General features: G+C 65.0%; 11 protein-coding genes. 5 read left to right on the top strand and 6 right to left on the bottom strand.

Translation table 11 applies throughout. The annotated features are described in order from the left end of the window. Positions 1-39 precede the first annotated feature (39 nt). The 3 genes from mmsB to LIG30_RS07630 form a co-directional block, all read right to left on the bottom strand. On the bottom strand, positions 40-936 hold the full coding sequence (mmsB, locus tag LIG30_RS07640) for a 3-hydroxyisobutyrate dehydrogenase (protein WP_038710986.1): 897 nt from the start codon (positions 934-936) through the stop codon (positions 40-42). A gap of 15 nt (positions 937-951) precedes the next feature. Beyond that, a complete protein-coding gene (locus LIG30_RS07635; RefSeq protein ID WP_038710984.1) occupies positions 952-2475 on the bottom strand; it encodes a CoA-acylating methylmalonate-semialdehyde dehydrogenase in 1524 nt (507 codons plus the stop codon). Positions 2476-2565: 90 nt separating this feature from the next. Continuing rightward, positions 2566-3879, bottom strand: a complete 1314-nt coding sequence (locus LIG30_RS07630; RefSeq protein ID WP_038710981.1) for an MFS transporter — start codon at positions 3877-3879, stop codon at positions 2566-2568. A gap of 170 nt (positions 3880-4049) precedes the next feature. Between LIG30_RS07630 and LIG30_RS07625 the strand changes: the two genes are divergently transcribed. After that, the gene (locus tag LIG30_RS07625; protein WP_038710979.1) at positions 4050-5030 is read left to right on the top strand and encodes a LysR family transcriptional regulator; all 981 of its coding nucleotides are present in this window, start codon (positions 4050-4052) and stop codon (positions 5028-5030) included. Between the two features lie 85 nt (positions 5031-5115). Here the strand turns inward: LIG30_RS07625 and LIG30_RS07620 are convergent, their stop codons facing one another. Next, positions 5116-6012, bottom strand: coding sequence for a helix-turn-helix domain-containing protein (locus tag LIG30_RS07620; RefSeq protein ID WP_038710978.1), 897 nt, complete (start codon positions 6010-6012; stop codon positions 5116-5118). 360 nt (positions 6013-6372) lie between these two features. Between LIG30_RS07620 and LIG30_RS07615 the strand changes: the two genes are divergently transcribed. Both LIG30_RS07615 and LIG30_RS07610 read left to right on the top strand, forming a co-directional pair. Then, on the top strand, positions 6373-7752 hold the full coding sequence (locus tag LIG30_RS07615) for an MFS transporter (RefSeq protein ID WP_038710976.1): 1380 nt from the start codon (positions 6373-6375) through the stop codon (positions 7750-7752). A gap of 164 nt (positions 7753-7916) precedes the next feature. Continuing rightward, the gene (locus LIG30_RS07610) at positions 7917-10157 is read left to right on the top strand and encodes a putative bifunctional diguanylate cyclase/phosphodiesterase (protein WP_038710975.1); all 2241 of its coding nucleotides are present in this window, start codon (positions 7917-7919) and stop codon (positions 10155-10157) included. A gap of 215 nt (positions 10158-10372) precedes the next feature. Here LIG30_RS07610 and LIG30_RS07605 read toward each other — a convergent pair whose 3' ends face one another. Next, on the bottom strand, positions 10373-11419 hold the full coding sequence (locus tag LIG30_RS07605; RefSeq protein WP_051994909.1) for a GlxA family transcriptional regulator: 1047 nt from the start codon (positions 11417-11419) through the stop codon (positions 10373-10375). 141 nt (positions 11420-11560) lie between these two features. Between LIG30_RS07605 and LIG30_RS07600 the strand changes: the two genes are divergently transcribed. Together LIG30_RS07600 and LIG30_RS07595 are read left to right on the top strand one after the other, a co-directional pair. Beyond that, the gene (locus LIG30_RS07600) at positions 11561-12595 is read left to right on the top strand and encodes a helix-turn-helix domain-containing protein (protein WP_038710974.1); all 1035 of its coding nucleotides are present in this window, start codon (positions 11561-11563) and stop codon (positions 12593-12595) included. A 375-nt stretch (positions 12596-12970) separates the two neighbouring features. Next, positions 12971-13996: a hypothetical protein gene (locus LIG30_RS07595; RefSeq protein WP_038710972.1), complete on the top strand. Its 1026-nt coding sequence runs from the start codon at positions 12971-12973 to the stop codon at positions 13994-13996. 687 nt (positions 13997-14683) lie between these two features. Here the strand turns inward: LIG30_RS07595 and LIG30_RS26110 are convergent. After that, positions 14684-14929, bottom strand: a complete 246-nt coding sequence (locus LIG30_RS26110; RefSeq protein WP_152986033.1) for a hypothetical protein — start codon at positions 14927-14929, stop codon at positions 14684-14686. Positions 14930-14964 lie beyond the last annotated feature (35 nt).

The following is a 14964-nucleotide window of genomic DNA, read 5'->3' as shown; positions in this document are numbered from 1 at the left end:
CATGCGGCATGAAGACGGCCGTTGCGCCTTCGTGCAGCGTCACGCGGCCGGCGTGCGCGCCTCGTACAGCTTCACGCAAGCCGAGAAGTCGAGCGTGCCGAGCCCCTGCTGGCTCATCGACTGATACAGCTGCTGCGCGAGCGCGCCCATCCACAGCGGCTGCCGCGCGTGCCGCGCCGCTTCCGTCGCGAGTCCCAGATCCTTCAGCATCAGGTTCGCGGCGAAGCCGCCCGCATAGCCGCGCGCGGCCGGGGCCGCGGGCAGCACGCCCGGATACGGGTTGTAGGTATCCGAGCTCCAGCAGCGCCCCGTCGACGTGTTGATGATGCCCGCCAGCACGGCAGGATCGATCCCGAGCGACACGCCGAGCGCCATCGCCTCGGACACGCCCATCATCGAGATGCCGAGCAGCAGGTTGTTGCAGATCTTGGCGACCTGCCCGGTGCCGAGCGCGCCGCAGTGCACGACGTTCTTGCCCATGTCCAGCAGCACGGGACGGATGCGCTCGAACACGTCGTCGCCGGCGCCGACCATGAACGTCAGCGTGCCGGCCTGCGCGCCGCCGGTGCCGCCGGAGACGGGTGCGTCGGCGAACGGGCAGTCCTGGCGCGCGGCGGCGTCGGCCACGGCGCGCGCCGTGGCGGGATCGATCGTGCTGCAGTCGATCAGCGTCGTGCCGGGGCGCGCGCCGGCCAGCACGCCGTCCGCATCCAGATAGACGCTTCGGACGTGCTGCGCGGCAGGCAGCATCGTGATGACGACGCGGGCGCCGGCCGCGGCTTCGCGCGGCGACGCGGCGGTGGCCGCGCCGGCGTGCACGGCGGCCTCCACCGCGCCGCGGTCGAGATCGAACACCGTCAGCGCGTGGCCGGCCTTGAGCAGGTTGGCGGCCATGGGGCCGCCCATGTTGCCGAGCCCGATGAATGCGATTTCCATGTGTCGCTCCCTGTGTCAGCGCAGTGCGATCGTCGTGTTCACGCCGCCGGCCGGCGCGTCGTCGAACCAGCGCGCGGTCACCGTCTTCGTCTGCGTGTAGAACTGCACGACCTGCTTGCCGTACGGGCCGAGATCGCCGAGCTTCGAGCCGCGCGAGCCGGTGAAGCTGAAGTAGGGCACCGGCACCGGGATCGGGATGTTGATGCCGACCTGGCCGACGTCGATCTCGCTCTGGAACTTGCGGGCGGCCGCGCCGCTTTGCGTGAAGAGGCCCACGCCGTTGCCCATCGGGTTCTTGTTGACCAGCGCGATCGCGTCGTCGAGCGTGTCGACTTCCAGCACCACCACCACCGGGCCGAAGATTTCGTCGGTGTAGATCGACATGTCGGTCGTCACGCCGGAGAAGATCGTCGGGCCGACGAAGTTGCCGTTCTCGTAGCCGGGCACCTTCACGTCGCGGCCGTCGAGCAGCAGCGTCGCGCCGGCCTTCACGCCTTCGTCGATCAGGCCGGTGATGCGCGCGCGGGCCGCCGGCGAGATCACCGGGCCGACGTCGGTGCCCGGCTCATGGCCGGCGCTGACCTTGAGCAGTTTCGCCTTTTCGACCAGTTCCGGCAGCCATTCGCGGGTCTCGCCGACCAGCACGACGACCGAGGTCGCCATGCAGCGCTGGCCTGCGGCGCCGAAGCCGGCGCCCACCAGCGCGTTGATCGTCTGGCCGCGATGGGCGTCCGGCAGCACGACTGCGTGGTTCTTCGCGCCCATCATCGACTGCACCCGCTTGCCGTGCTCGCTGCCGAGGTTGTAGACGTGCGTGCCGACGCGGGTCGAGCCGACGAACGAGATCGCCTTCACGTCCGGATGCGTGCACAGCCGGTCCACCGCGGTCTTGCCGCCGTGCACGACGTTCAGCACGCCCGGCGGCACGCCCGCCTCGATGGCCAGCTCGACGAGCTGCATGGTGGACAGCGGGTCCTGTTCCGACGGCTTCAGCACGAAGGTGTTGCCGCAGACGATCGCCATCGGGAACATCCACAGCGGGATCATGCCCGGGAAGTTGAACGGCGTGATGCCCGCGCACACGCCGATCGGCTGGCGCAGCGTATAGGTGTCGACGCCGCCGGCGACGTTTTCCGCGAATTCGCCGAGCTGCAGCGTGCCGACCGAGCACGCGTGCTCGACGACTTCGAGGCCGCGGAAGATGTCGCCTTGCGCGTCGGGCAGCGTCTTGCCCTGCTCGGCGGTGAGCGTGCGGGCGATGCGTTCGAGGTTGCGGCGCACCAGATCCTGGAACTTCAGCATGATGCGCATGCGCGTGCCGATCGGCGTGACGCGCCAGGTGTCGAACGCGCGCCGGGCCGACGCGATCGCGGCATCGATTTCGTCGAGGGTCGCGTACGGCACACGGCCGATCACTTCCTGCGTGGCGGGATTGACGACGTTGCCCCATTCCTGGGTCTGCGAATCGACGAACTGGCCGTCGATCAGCAGCTTGGCGGTGGCGAGGTTGACGGCGGCGTGGGGAACGGCAGCATTCATGGAAAGTCTCCGTAACGGGAAATCGACGACAAGGGGAGGCCGCGGCAGGCGCGAACGCGCCGCCCGGCGGACAAAGGGAAAAACGGACGGTCAGTCGCGCGGGCTTCGCATCAGCAGCGTGCAGAGCAGCGCGAATACGCCGAGCCCGACCAGATAGGCGACCACGTAGTGCGGGTTGCCGTGGCCGGCGGCGAGCAGCGAGGTCGCGATCATCGGCGCAAAGCCGCCGCCGAGGATGCCGGCGAGCTGCACCGACAGCGAGATGCCGCTGTAGCGGATCTCCGCCGGGAACTGTCTCGCGAACAGCAGCGATTCGGGCGCATACAGGATCGGGAACACGACGCCGAGGCCGAGCACGATCGCCCACCACACGAGCGACGCGTGCAGCGTGCCGAGCATCGCGAAGAACGGCGCCGCGAACGCGCACATCAGCACGAGGCCGCACGCGAACATGCGGCGCTGGCCGACCAGGTCGCTCAGGTGGCCGCACAGCGGCATCGTCACGAGCGACAGCGCCGCGCCTGCGGTGACGGCGTGCAGCACGTCGGCCTTCGGGATGTGCAGGCTGTTGGTCGCATAGGCCAGCGAGAACGTGACCACCATGTAGAACCAGGTGTTCTCGGCGGCGCGCGCGCCGATGATGGTCAGCACCTCGCGCGGATGATTGCGGATGGCCGTCAGCACCGGCGCGTTCACGGCCTTGCCCTGGGTCTTCATCTTCTGGAAGTCGGGCGACTCCGGCACCTTCAGGCGGATGAACCAGCCGAGGCCCACGAGCGCGATGCTCGCGAGGAACGGAATGCGCCAGCCCCACGACAGCATGTCGGCCTCCGGCATTGCCGCCACGGCGGTCATCGCGAGCGACGACAGGATCAGCCCCAGGCCGACGCCGGTCTGCGGCAGGCTGCCGAACAGGCCCTTGCGGCCCTTCGGCGCGTGTTCGACGGCCATCAGCACCGCGCCGCCCCATTCGCCGCCGACCGCCATCCCCTGCAGGAAGCGCATCGCGACGAGGATCGCCGTGGACCAGTAGCCGATCCGGTCGTACGACGGGATCAGCCCGATGATCATGCTCGGCACACCCATCAGCAGCAGCGTGATCATCAGCATCGACTTGCGGCCGATGCGGTCGCCGAAGTGGCCGAACACGATGCCGCCCATCGGTCGTCCGATGAAGCCCACCGCGAACGTGCCGAAGGCGGCCAGCGTGCCGACGACGGGATCGAGCGACGGGAAGAAGATGCGGTTGAACACGAGCGCGGCGGCGGTGCCGTACAGGAAGAAGTCGTACCACTCGATCGTCGTGCCGGTCATGCTGGCCCAGCCGGCCAGCAGATGGTCCTTCGCGGTGCGCACCGGCCGCCCGGCGGCGACGTGCTCATCGAGGGTGGATGGCGTTTGCATGGTGTCTCCTTTGTCTGTCCCGCCGCTTCGAGGCTGCAGGTTGCGGTCGAGTATAGTTATGCATGCAACTGCGATGTAGCGACAAAGAATCCGGTTGGATATGCAAAAATGCATATCGCGCCCCGTTCGCGCCCCGTTCGCTCCCCTGACACCCCAAGCCCGCCTCTCCGATGCCCATTCATTCCGACCCGGCCCCGGCCCATCTCAACTGGGACGACCTGCGTTTCTTCCTGGAGGTGGCGCGCACGCAGCGCGCGAGCGGCGCCGCCAAGCGGCTCGGCGTGGACTACACCACCGTGGCCCGCCGCATTCGCGCGCTGGAGGAGGCGATGGGCACGCTGCTGTTCGACAAGTCCCGCTCCGGCGGCTTCACGCTCACGGCCGAAGGGCAGCGGCTGGTCGCCTATGCCGATGCGATGGAGACCACCGTGCAGTCGGCCTGCGACCAGGTCGCGAACACCGGGCATGCGTTGTCCGGCCACGTGCGGATCGGCTCGACCGAGGGTTTCGGCTGCTTCTTCCTCGCGCCGCAACTGACCCGCTTTCGCGCCGCGCATCCTCACGTCACCGTGGATCTGCTGCCGGTGCCGCACTTCGTCAGCCTGACCAAGCGCGAGGCCGATCTGGCCGTCACGATCGAGCGCCCCGATCGCGGCCCTTACGTGTTCACCAAGCTGTGCGACTACCAGCTGCGGCTGTATGCGACGCGCGAGTATCTGGCGAGCCATCCGCCCATCGGCGGCAAGGACGACCTGGCCCGCCACGCGTTCATCAGCTACGTGGACGACCTGGCGTTCAGCAACGAGCTGCTCTATCTCGAACGCACCGTGCCCGGCGCGACGGCGGGGCTGCGCACGACGAGCGTGATCGCGCAGTATTTCGCGACGCTGCAGGGCGGCGGGCTGGCGATCCTGCCTTGCTTCATCGCCGCGCAGCAACCGGCGCTCGTGCCGGTGCTGCCCGATGAAGTCGGGTTGACGCGCTGCTTCTGGCTCTATTGCCGCGAGGACTTGCGCAAGCTGCGGCGCGTCCAGGCGCTGTGGGACTACTTGCGCGCCGCCGCCGAGGAAAACCGCGCGCTGCTGGCCGGCGAGTCGGGCGTGCTGCGGCTCGTGGGCGACGCAGGGCAGGCGGCTGTCGCCCGCCTGTAAGCGCGCGGCAGGGGGCGAGCGGCCGGCATGCGTTGGCGTTGGCGTGTGCAAGCGGCGGCGACGGCGTTCGCCGCGTGCAGCCGTCTCAGCGCGCGAGCATCAGGTCGTGGTGAGCCGATTCGCGGAACTCGCCCGGCGTGAGGCCGGTTTGCTTGCGGAAATAGCGGCTGAAATAGGCGCTGTCCTCGAAGCCCATTTCGTGCGCGATCTGCTTGACGCTCAGATTCGAATAGACGAGATCGCGCTGGGCCTCGCGAATCACGTGTTCGTTGACGATCGCCGTCGGCGAGAGGCCGAGTGCTTCCCGGCACATCCGCGCAAGATAGGGCGCCGTGACGCCGAGCCGGCCCGCGTAGAACTCGACCGGCCGATGCTCGCGGAAGTGCGCGGCGATCAATTCGCGAAAGCGCCGCAACAGCGCGCCGCGGCGATCGGTGCCGCCGTGCGACGGCGATGCGGCGACGTCGCTCAGGCGCGCGATCTGCACGAACAGCGCAACCAGGAGCGCCATCCCGGCGGCGGCGCGGCCGCGCGCGGCGCCGCGGAATTCGTGCTCCAGCAATTCGAAGAGCGGCATCAGCATCGACACGCTCGCGTCCGGCTCCCTGACGGGAATCACCGCCGCGTGCTGCAGGATCGGCAGGATGCCGGGCGCGGCCGCCTTGACGAGCGCTTCGAGCGCGCGCTGCGCGACCGTGATGACGAGGCCGTCGATCTCCGGCATGAACTCGAACGCATGGACGGTCTGCGCCGGCAGCAGCACGATGCAGGGCGGGTCGAACGCGTGCTTCACGCTTTCGATCACGACATGCCCGGTTCCGTCGCGAATGTACAAAATCTGCAATAGCGCATCGTGCCGGTGAGCGGCGATATGCCAGTCGTTCGGACGGCTGCGCTCCGGTATCCACTCGAAGTTGAACGCGTCATACCAAGGCGGACGCGCCGATTCGCCATACAGGTCGTAATTAGGGATTCTCCTCATGTGGTTTGCCCTCCTCTGTACAAATTGTCCTGCTGCTTGATGCGTTTGTCCAATCGGCGCGGCTGTCGCGCCTCTATACTTTTTTTGCCGAACGGGGTGGCCTGAGTCGCACGACGCCGCGATGCCGCGCCATCTTCGCCAGAGGGGCCGACAGGCATTCCGTCAGGCAAATAAGGATAACTGATCATGTGGGCGGTGCGTGCGACGGACGGGTCGTCCTCCGGGAGGGGGTGAGCCCCGCGCCACTCGCGCACAGTGCAACGAGGCGATGCGCGGGATCGGCAATGCTCGCCCGGCGCACCGCGATACAAGACATGGAGACACCGGCGCGCGCGCGCCCGGACAACAAGGAGACGCAACATGAATCAACCTGCCCGTACGCTCGACGTCCAGTCGTTCATCGACGGCGAGCGCTTTTCCCCCTGTCAGTGGCTGATCCTGGTCCTGTGCTTTCTCGTCGTCGCCGCCGACGGCTACGACACGGCGGCGATCGGCTTCATCGCGCCGTCGCTCGTGCATGACTGGGGCATTGCGCGCAGCGCGCTCGGCCCGGTGATGAGCGCGGCGCTCGCCGGGCTCGGCGTCGGCGCGCTGGCCGCCGGCCCGTGTGCGGACCGGCTCGGCCGCAAGACCGTGCTGGTGCTGTCCGTCGCGTGCTTCGGCGTATGGAGCCTCGTGTCCGCGCACGCGCAGACCATCGGCGAGCTGACCGCGTACCGTGTGCTGACCGGCCTGGGGCTTGGCGCCGCGATGCCCAACGCCGTCACCCTGATGTCCGAATACGCGCCGGCGCGCGTGCGGGGCATCGTCGTCAATGCGATGTTCTGCGGCTTCTCATGCGGGCTCGCGGCCGGCGGCGTCGCATCCGCGTGGCTGATTCCGCACTTCGGCTGGCCAAGCGTGCTGAGCGCGGGCGGAATCGGGCCGATCGTGCTGGCCGTGTTCCTCGTCGCATTCCTGCCGGAGTCCGCCCAGTTCCTCGCGGTGCGCCCCGGCCGCCACGCGCGCATCGCCCGCATCCTCGCGCGCATCGCGCCGGGCCGCTCGTTCGACGATGTCGCGTTCGCCGCGGCGCGCCCGCACGCCGACCCGTCCGTCGGCCGATCGGCGCTCGCGCTCGTGCTGTCGTCCGGCTACCGGGCGCGCACGGTGTTGCTGTGGGCCGCGTATTTCATGGGCTTGCTGATTTACTACCTGCTGACCAACTGGATGCCGACGCTGTTTCGCGATGCGGGCTTCGACGCCGGGCACGGCGCGTTGATGACGTCGCTGTTTCCGCTCGGCGGCGTGGTCGGCAATCTGTGCGCCGGCTGGCTGATGGACCGCTTCAACGCGAATCGCACGATCGTCTGCGCGTACCTGCTGGCCGGCGCGCTGGTGCTGGTGGTCGGGCGCACGCTCGGTCACGCGGCGTGGCTCGGCACGCTGATCTTCCTGTGCGGCACCGTGGTCACGAGCGCGGTGACGTCGATGTCCGCCTACGCGGCGAGCCTGTATCCGACCCAGGGGCGTGCGACCGGGGTCGCGTGGATGCTGGGTGTCGGGCGGATCGGCGGCGTGGCCGGCGCATTCGTCGGCGCGTTGCTGATGGGGCTGGGCTGGCATGTCGGCGATGTGTTCAGCCTGCTTGCGCTGCCCGCGCTCGTGGCGGCGCTCGCGCTGCATGCGGTCGTCAAGTGCCGGCCGGCGCAGGGCGCGCAGGAGGAGGGCGCGGCAGGCGTGACCGTTCCGCTGCATTGAGCCGGGCGGGCCGGTGTTTGATGGATTGCCGCAGCCGTTCAGGTGCGGCGCCTGATTTGTCACTGTTTTGTGTTAGCGTAAACCCGGGTGTACGCGAGCGCTTGACGTGCCGATAACGAGTTGGGCGCAGCAGATTTGAACGAGAACGAACGGCAGGCTTCCCCTTGAACACTGAACCGCAAAGTCCCCGCTACAGTCTGGGTCTCGCCGCTGAGGTGCTTGCGTCGGAGCAGACTGTGCTGCGCCTGATCACGCGCAACACGCCGCTGCCGGAGCTGCTGATGGAAGTGTGCCGGCGGGCCGAGGCGCTGTTGGGCGAAGGCGCGTCGTGCACGATCGTGTTGCTCGACGACGACCGCAAGCACATCCGCCTCGGCGCGGCACCGTCGTTGCCCGCGCACTACGGCGCCGCGATCGACGGCGTGCCGATCGGGCCGGCCGCGGGCTCTTGCGGCACCGCGATGTTCGAGCGCCGCATGGTCACGGTCGAAGATATCGCGACGGATCCGCTATGGGCCGCCTACCGCCAGGTCGCGCTGCCGCTCGGCCTGCGTTCGTGCTGGTCCGTTCCGTTTCTCGACGACGCCGGCCGCGTGCTGGGCGCGTTCGCTGTCTATTACCGCACGCCGCGCCGCCCCAGCGACGAGGAAGAAGCGCTGTTGCGCGACATCGGCAACAGCGCGGGGCTTGCGGTTCAGCAGGACCGGATGGCCCGGCAACTGGCGCGCAGCGAGGAGCATCACCGGCTCGTCGTCAACAACCTGAACGAAGGGATCCTCGTCGTCTCCCGCGACGGAATCGTGCTCGCGAGCAACCCGAGCGCGCAGCGGATGCTGCACGCGAAGGACTGCCTCGTCGGCCACGGCATCTCGACCGTGCTGACGCGAATCCTGCGGGAGGACGGCGCGCCGCTGTCGCCCGCCGAGTGGCCGAGCCGCAGCGTGATCGCGAGCGGCAAGCCGCGGCTCGGCTATTCGGTCGGCCTCGGGCTGACCGACGGCGACGTGATCTGGGTCAGCGGCAACGCGGTGCCGATCGTCAAGCCGGGGGAGGTCGAAGCCCAGTCCGCGCTGGTCTCGTTCAACGATGTCGGGCCGGTGCGCGAAGCGCAGCGGCAGCTTCGCTATCTGGCGACGCGCGACGCGCTGACCGGCCTTTACAACCGGGCGTGGCTCGGCGAACGGATGCGCGAGGCGTTCGAGACCGGCGGTGAGCCTGCCCGCGTCGCGATCCTCTTCATCGATCTCGACGGTTTCAAGAAGGTCAACGACACGGCCGGCCACGACGCGGGGGACGCACTGCTGCGCAGCGTGGCGACGCGGCTCGCGTGCTGCGTCGGCGATCGGCATGCGCTCGCGCGCGTCGGCGGCGACGAGTTCGTCATCATGGTCAACGCGTGCGACGACACGGAAGTGCTGGCTGCGCTCGCCCGGCAGGTCATCGACGCGATCGGCAAGCCGTTCGAGGCGGCCAACAACGAGTATTACCTCGGCGTGTCGGTCGGCATCAGCCTGTCGCCGCGCGACGGCCGCGACGCCGCGACGCTGATGCGCAACGCCGATTCCGCGATGTACGACGCGAAGCAGCGCGGGCGCAACAACTTCACGTTCTTCACCGAGCAACTGAACCAGCGGCTGCAGCGCCGCTTCGCGATCGAGCAATCGCTGCGGCGCGCGATCGTCGCGCGCGATCTCAGGCTTGCGTATCAGCCGGTCGTCGACGGCCGCAGCGGCCGCACGGTCGGCGCGGAGGCGCTGTTGCGCTGGACGAGCCGGGAGCTCGGGCCGTTGTCGCCGGCGGAATTCGTTCCGGTCGCCGAGGATACCGGGCTCATCGTCGCGATCGGCCAGTGGGTACTCGAAACGGCATGCAGGCAGGCCGCCGAATGGCGCCGCACGATCGCGCCCGATCTCGTGATGGCCGTCAACCTGTCGCCGCGCCAGTTCCACGACGGGCTCGTCGAGTGCGTGAGCCGCAGTCTCGCGCAAGCGGGACTCGATCCGTCCGCGCTCGAACTGGAAATCACCGAGGGGCTGCTGATGAACGACAGCGACACGGTGATGCCGATGCTCAAGGCGCTGACGGACATGAAGGTCCGCATCTCCGTCGACGACTTCGGCACCGGCTATTCGTCGCTGTCGTACCTGAAGCGCTTCCCGCTGCACAACCTGAAGGTCGACCGCTCGTTCGTCGCCGGCGTGCCGGATCACCGCGATTCGGTCGCGATCACGCAGGCGGTCGTCGCGATGGCGCATTCGCTCGGGATGAAAGTCACGGCCGAAGGTGTCGAGACCGAGGCGCAGGCGTCGTTTCTGCGGGAAATCGGCTGCGACAAGCAGCAAGGCTTTCTGTTCAGCCAGCCGCTGGAGCCGGACGCGTACGCGCGGCGGCTGGGTGACCGGTAGGGCCTGTTATTCGGTTCATCGAGGGTTACCGGGGAACGCGGCGCAGACCGTTGGCGGTCGGACAACAACAGACGTTAGTCAGCGCCGTCGGTCGGACATTCGAACGTCGGCTACGCCCGGATAGGAGACATCCACTCTGCAAGTTGATCCGGCGAGTCATCGGCCATAGCTGCCGTTCCAACGGCCAGCGGCTGAGTCGACAGGAATGGCGGTGGCTACCGCTCGGATACTGTCCCGGATTGCTTTGTCGAGCCGCGCCGCGCAAGCATCAGGATGCTGCCCGGAGGCGCCTCCTCGCGCATCCGGTAGTCGGTGGGTGTTGTCGCCAGATATTTTCTGAACAGTTTGGCTAACTGACCGCCGCTGCCGATCCCGCAGCGCCTGGCGATTTTGTCGATCGGCAAGCGTGATTCGACGAGCATCCGACAGCTTAAGTTCAGGCGCGCGCGAAGCAGATAGTCGGAGGGTGTCATGCCGATTTCGCTCTTGAAGCGTCGCAGGAAGTTGCGCTCGCTCATCGCTGCGACCTGCGCGGCGTCGTCGATAGAGATGGGACGATCGACGTTTGCCTCCAGCCAGCGCGCCGACGCCATAATCTTCTCGCTGACCTGAGGCGTCGCGCCGCGCGTCATGGACGAGCTGAGGGGCGTCTCGCTTTGCGGCGTAATCGATTCTGCGACTTGCCGCGCCAGTTCGGGTCCAAGATCATCTTCGACGATGCGCAGTGCCGTGCGTACGGCAGCAGGCGCTTCGTCAAGCGGTAGTGCCGGATAACGTTCGTGCGCGTCGTTGCTGCCATATAGAAGCGCGTGATAGCGGCTGGGAAGCCCTGCCGCGTCCAAAAGCAGTTGTCCTTCTGCGATGGGATGAACAATCTCGCTGAAGGGGTGCCTACAGCGCAGCCAATCGACAAGTCGCAAGTCGCGGCACGCCTGCTGCACGCCCGCGCCACCGGCAATGAACAGCAGGTGCCTGTCATTCGTACTTCGGTGCGACTCGACGCTTTCCGTCCAGACAAACACCGACGACGAGCTTGCGATGCGGCCGCCCGCAGCCGAAAGCAGCGAGACGTCATAGTGTGCGCGGCCCGATCGCTGCGATGCGATGAGTGCGTTTGCCTTCTGGAAGATCTCGATAAGCGCTGCAATCTTTGTCAGCGCAAAGCCATTGAACAGCGCTATATTGACACGTACGAACTCGCTCGTTCGCGTGGTCACGGAACATTGCCACGAGCAGCGCGGCGGAGAATGTACCAGCTCCATCTGTTAGTTCCCAAAATTTTTTGGCCTGAAAAGCTCATTTTGAAGACTCTGTCTTTTTCTTATAATCGGTGACGCAAAAGCAAGTTACTTGGTTGTGTGCCCCTCGGCTATCCGAAATTAGTCACGCATGGGAGCTTGTGCATGGATCTGCCAGACCGATCAGTGAAGGTGGCTGCCCAAGGCGCGTCGGACGAGCACGCGGCGGATATCGATGGCGGGCTCTCATGGCTGGACCTTGCGACGACCGACGCCGAGGACGCCGCAGGCGTTCAGCGTCGATGGATGCCAACCGAGTACGATCAGGTTGATAGAGGCGCGTTTGCCGGTCGGTTTCAGCAACTGAGTTTTCAAGACACACTCGTGGCTGCTGAACAACAGAATCGCACTGTGCTGAAGCGGCTGCATTTCCCGCCCGATTACTGCTCGGTGAGCTTCGTCCGTTCGGTCTCAGGTCGGGCACGATGCGATCTCGATGCTCTTTCCCAAGGGACTGTCGCCTACCTGCCGGCAAACAACGAGTACGAAGTGCTTTTGCCGCCAAGCGAGATCGCCTATTTTCGGATCCGCCAGGACCGGTTATTACAAGCAGCCGACACCTTGGGTTACGACTTGGCGGGAGACGGGTACCAAGCGCTGATGTTCGATGGCATTGATTCCAGTGATCTGAACGACATGCTCGAGACCTTGATGTCGCTGCGACATTCGTCTGATCCAAGCCAGCTTGAGGCATTGAATCACGAATACCTGGAAAAGGTCGTGCTGGAGCGCACTCTCCGCATCGTTTCCAACTCGACTGCCAGATCCTCTCAGATGCCGTTGGGTAGTGCGTATCGAATCACCCAAGCCGCGCAAGCATTGATTGAAAGCAGACCCGAAGAGCCGTTGACAGTAATGACTTTGTGTCAGGGGCTGGGAGTCAGCCGTGCTTCCCTTCAGCGCTGCTTCTTGCAGATTCATGGTGTCGCGCCGCTTGCATACTTGAGGATGCGACGGCTCAATTGCGCGCGGCGAGCCCTGAAAGCGGCGCGCGGTACAAACGCGACGGTGACGGCCATCGCCATGCACTGGGGGTTCTTTCATTTTGCTAGATTCGCGCAAGATTATTTGCGCCAATTTGGCGAACTTCCCTCGACGACACTCGGCAGGTCGGGCAGGACGAAGTCCGCGCCTGACTGATCCTCTCTGCAACGTTAGCGCCGACGGGATCGGTACGAAGTTCCCTAGCCGAACATCCACCATCTATCGTCTGTAAGCAGACGACATCCGAGTGTCCGCGTGAGTGTAATGTCTATCCGTCGTTTCGAACTGTCATCCGGTCACGCAGCCGGCCGAGATTCTTGAGTTCCATCGCGACCGCACTGAAATCTGTCGTTGAAATGGTGCCTGGTGCAGCGTCCGGAATGGGGCGGCCCCCGCCACCAGTTCGTCTCGACCGTCTATTATTCTCGGTGGCAGCGGCACGCTCCGGCCTCGCTCGCTCGGACCGCATGAAGGCCAGCCAGATCCCCTAAGTGTTCGTCATAACGCGCTTGATGCACATGAGGTGCTGAAATGGAAACGGTACATGAGCTTGTCATGCTTGTCCCGGGCATGGCCAGAAGCGAACGTGAGCGCTACGCAACCCGTCTGTCGGACGGCATTGAGGGCTTCCTGGAAACGCACCGCGAATCAGTCCAGTCGTTTCGTCGCCGAAGCGACAGCAGCGGCCGCGCGCAGTTCGACATACGACTCTGCAACGGTCAGCAGAAGCTGGTTGATGTAGTCGAAATCTTCTGGAATGATCTTCGGCCACCGCTTGAAAAATCTTGGATTCCGTTCCTGGGGTACTCTCTTGTCCGGTATTGGCTCAGCCTCAAGCAATGGAAGGCAATACCGAAAACGTCCAGGCCACTTCAGCGAGCCTTCTGCGTTGGAACGTGTTTCCTGTTCGTTTGGTATGTTCTGACACTACTCGCCATTCTTCACTTCACGCAACTTCTCTCCTTGTTCCTGCCAACGCATACCGAAAGCCCGATTGGTTGGCTTTGGGTGGGTGCCACCGGCCTTCTCGCAACCGGTTTCGTAACATCGAACATCGACGCGTCGTACGCGGCATTTTGCTATCTCAAGAATCGCGAAGGGTTTTGTGACCGGGTCCGTCGGCGTGTCATCAACGCCTTTCGGGAGATCGGTCCGCAGTTTGCAAACTACCAAAGCATCACGTTGCTCGCGCACAGTTTCGGCAGCGTCGTCGCGGTCGATGCAATCGCGTGGATCATGGCTGAACCAGACCCTGCGTCGCTGCTTCGGGCATTTAAGTTCGTCACCGCAGGTAGTCCCTTGGAGTTTGTCATGTCCCGCGAACCAGCGTATGAGAAACGGATCCGGCAGTGCGTGGCCTCGACATTGGTCGAAAATTGGATTGATTTTTACGCCTTGACCGATTCGTTGTGCAGCAAGGTGCCGTTCGAAGCGGAACGGAAGCGCTCGCATGCGGGCATCAACCTGGGATACACGGAAATCGAAGCTTCTCTTGGCTTCGCGCACGACTACTATTTCGAACACGACGAGGTACTCAAAGCTATACTGAATTTATGACCGACGAAGGGGGAAACGAGTACGGGTGCAGTCAGCTATCGTTCGAGCTGACACGAACATGAACTCCTTATGAGCCTGGATCAGTTTCGGAGTCTGTCACCGGCCAGGAACGGTCGGTCAACATCGAGCTCAAGATCGCGGAGAATCGCTAAATTCGCACCGACGGGGGGAAGATTATCTTGAGTTCAAACTCAGATCGCATACGGGAGAAGCTTCGTGCCGCGGCGTATCACGAGGCGTTTTTGATTGGTCGCATGGCGTTGGAAGAGTCTCCGTGTGACTATGAAGTAATTGCGGCGCTACACGATTTGACTGCGCAGCTAAGGTCGAATTGCATGGACCTGGCGGTACGGAAGATGGACGTCGGTCCCGCGTATGCCACGCTTGAAAATGTGCTGAGCGAAGCGAACAAATTGACGGGCCAAGACATGTATGGGCGCAAAATAATCTCATCACCAAGTCAGTAGCCGCAACCCGTGTCGGGGATGCGAGGAACAGCATATCGGCGGAACGGCTGATTTGGAGCAACGCGACTGGCCGCATTGGGTCGACTTGCGCCGAATGCGATCTCCGCCGGCAGCGGATCGCCTTGTCGGTGCCGGATCGGACCGGGTTCGGGCGATAAGCGTCGTTCGTTTTCACCGCGACTATGACATCTGGGCGGCCGATTCGACGTGGAACGGCCGTTCATTTGGCGACGATCCCCTTCGCATCGTCGCTTGCAGACATCCGACGCTCGGAGCGCTGCGCGATACGCTGCTGCGTCAACTTGACGTTCGTGATCTGGATTTGAGGAGATCGGATGCCGGTTGGCGTTAGCGAGATCGGTAGGCGACCGACAGCGGCGAGATCAACACCAGACTGTGGCACGTCGCTCTGCAGATTCGCGAAACCACTATTCGTGTAGCTGATGACCGAACTGGTCCAGATCACGAAGACTTTGCAAATCCGCAAAACAATCGGGTTCC

This window comes from Burkholderia sp. lig30, assembly GCF_000687455.2.
Taxonomy (GTDB): Bacteria; Pseudomonadota; Gammaproteobacteria; order Burkholderiales; family Burkholderiaceae; genus Burkholderia.
Note: the sequence above shows the minus strand (reverse complement) of the source record. Positions and strands in the feature narration are given on the sequence as shown.

Excerpts from the sequence above, each read along its gene's own strand:
- LIG30_RS07605 (WP_051994909.1), bottom strand. The coding sequence starts at position 11,419 with ATGGAGCTGGTACATTCTCCGCCGCGCTGCTCGTGGCAATGTTCCGTG.
- LIG30_RS07630 (WP_038710981.1), bottom strand. The coding sequence starts at position 3,879 with ATGCAAACGCCATCCACCCTCGATGAGCACGTCGCCGCCGGGCGGCCG.
- LIG30_RS07625 (WP_038710979.1), top strand. The coding sequence starts at position 4,050 with ATGCCCATTCATTCCGACCCGGCCCCGGCCCATCTCAACTGGGACGAC.
- LIG30_RS07635 (WP_038710984.1), bottom strand. The coding sequence starts at position 2,475 with ATGAATGCTGCCGTTCCCCACGCCGCCGTCAACCTCGCCACCGCCAAG.
- mmsB (WP_038710986.1), bottom strand. The coding sequence starts at position 936 with ATGGAAATCGCATTCATCGGGCTCGGCAACATGGGCGGCCCCATGGCC.
- LIG30_RS07620 (WP_038710978.1), bottom strand. The coding sequence starts at position 6,012 with ATGAGGAGAATCCCTAATTACGACCTGTATGGCGAATCGGCGCGTCCG.
- LIG30_RS07595 (WP_038710972.1), top strand. The coding sequence starts at position 12,971 with ATGGAAACGGTACATGAGCTTGTCATGCTTGTCCCGGGCATGGCCAGA.
- LIG30_RS07615 (WP_038710976.1), top strand. The coding sequence starts at position 6,373 with ATGAATCAACCTGCCCGTACGCTCGACGTCCAGTCGTTCATCGACGGC.
- LIG30_RS07600 (WP_038710974.1), top strand. The coding sequence starts at position 11,561 with ATGGATCTGCCAGACCGATCAGTGAAGGTGGCTGCCCAAGGCGCGTCG.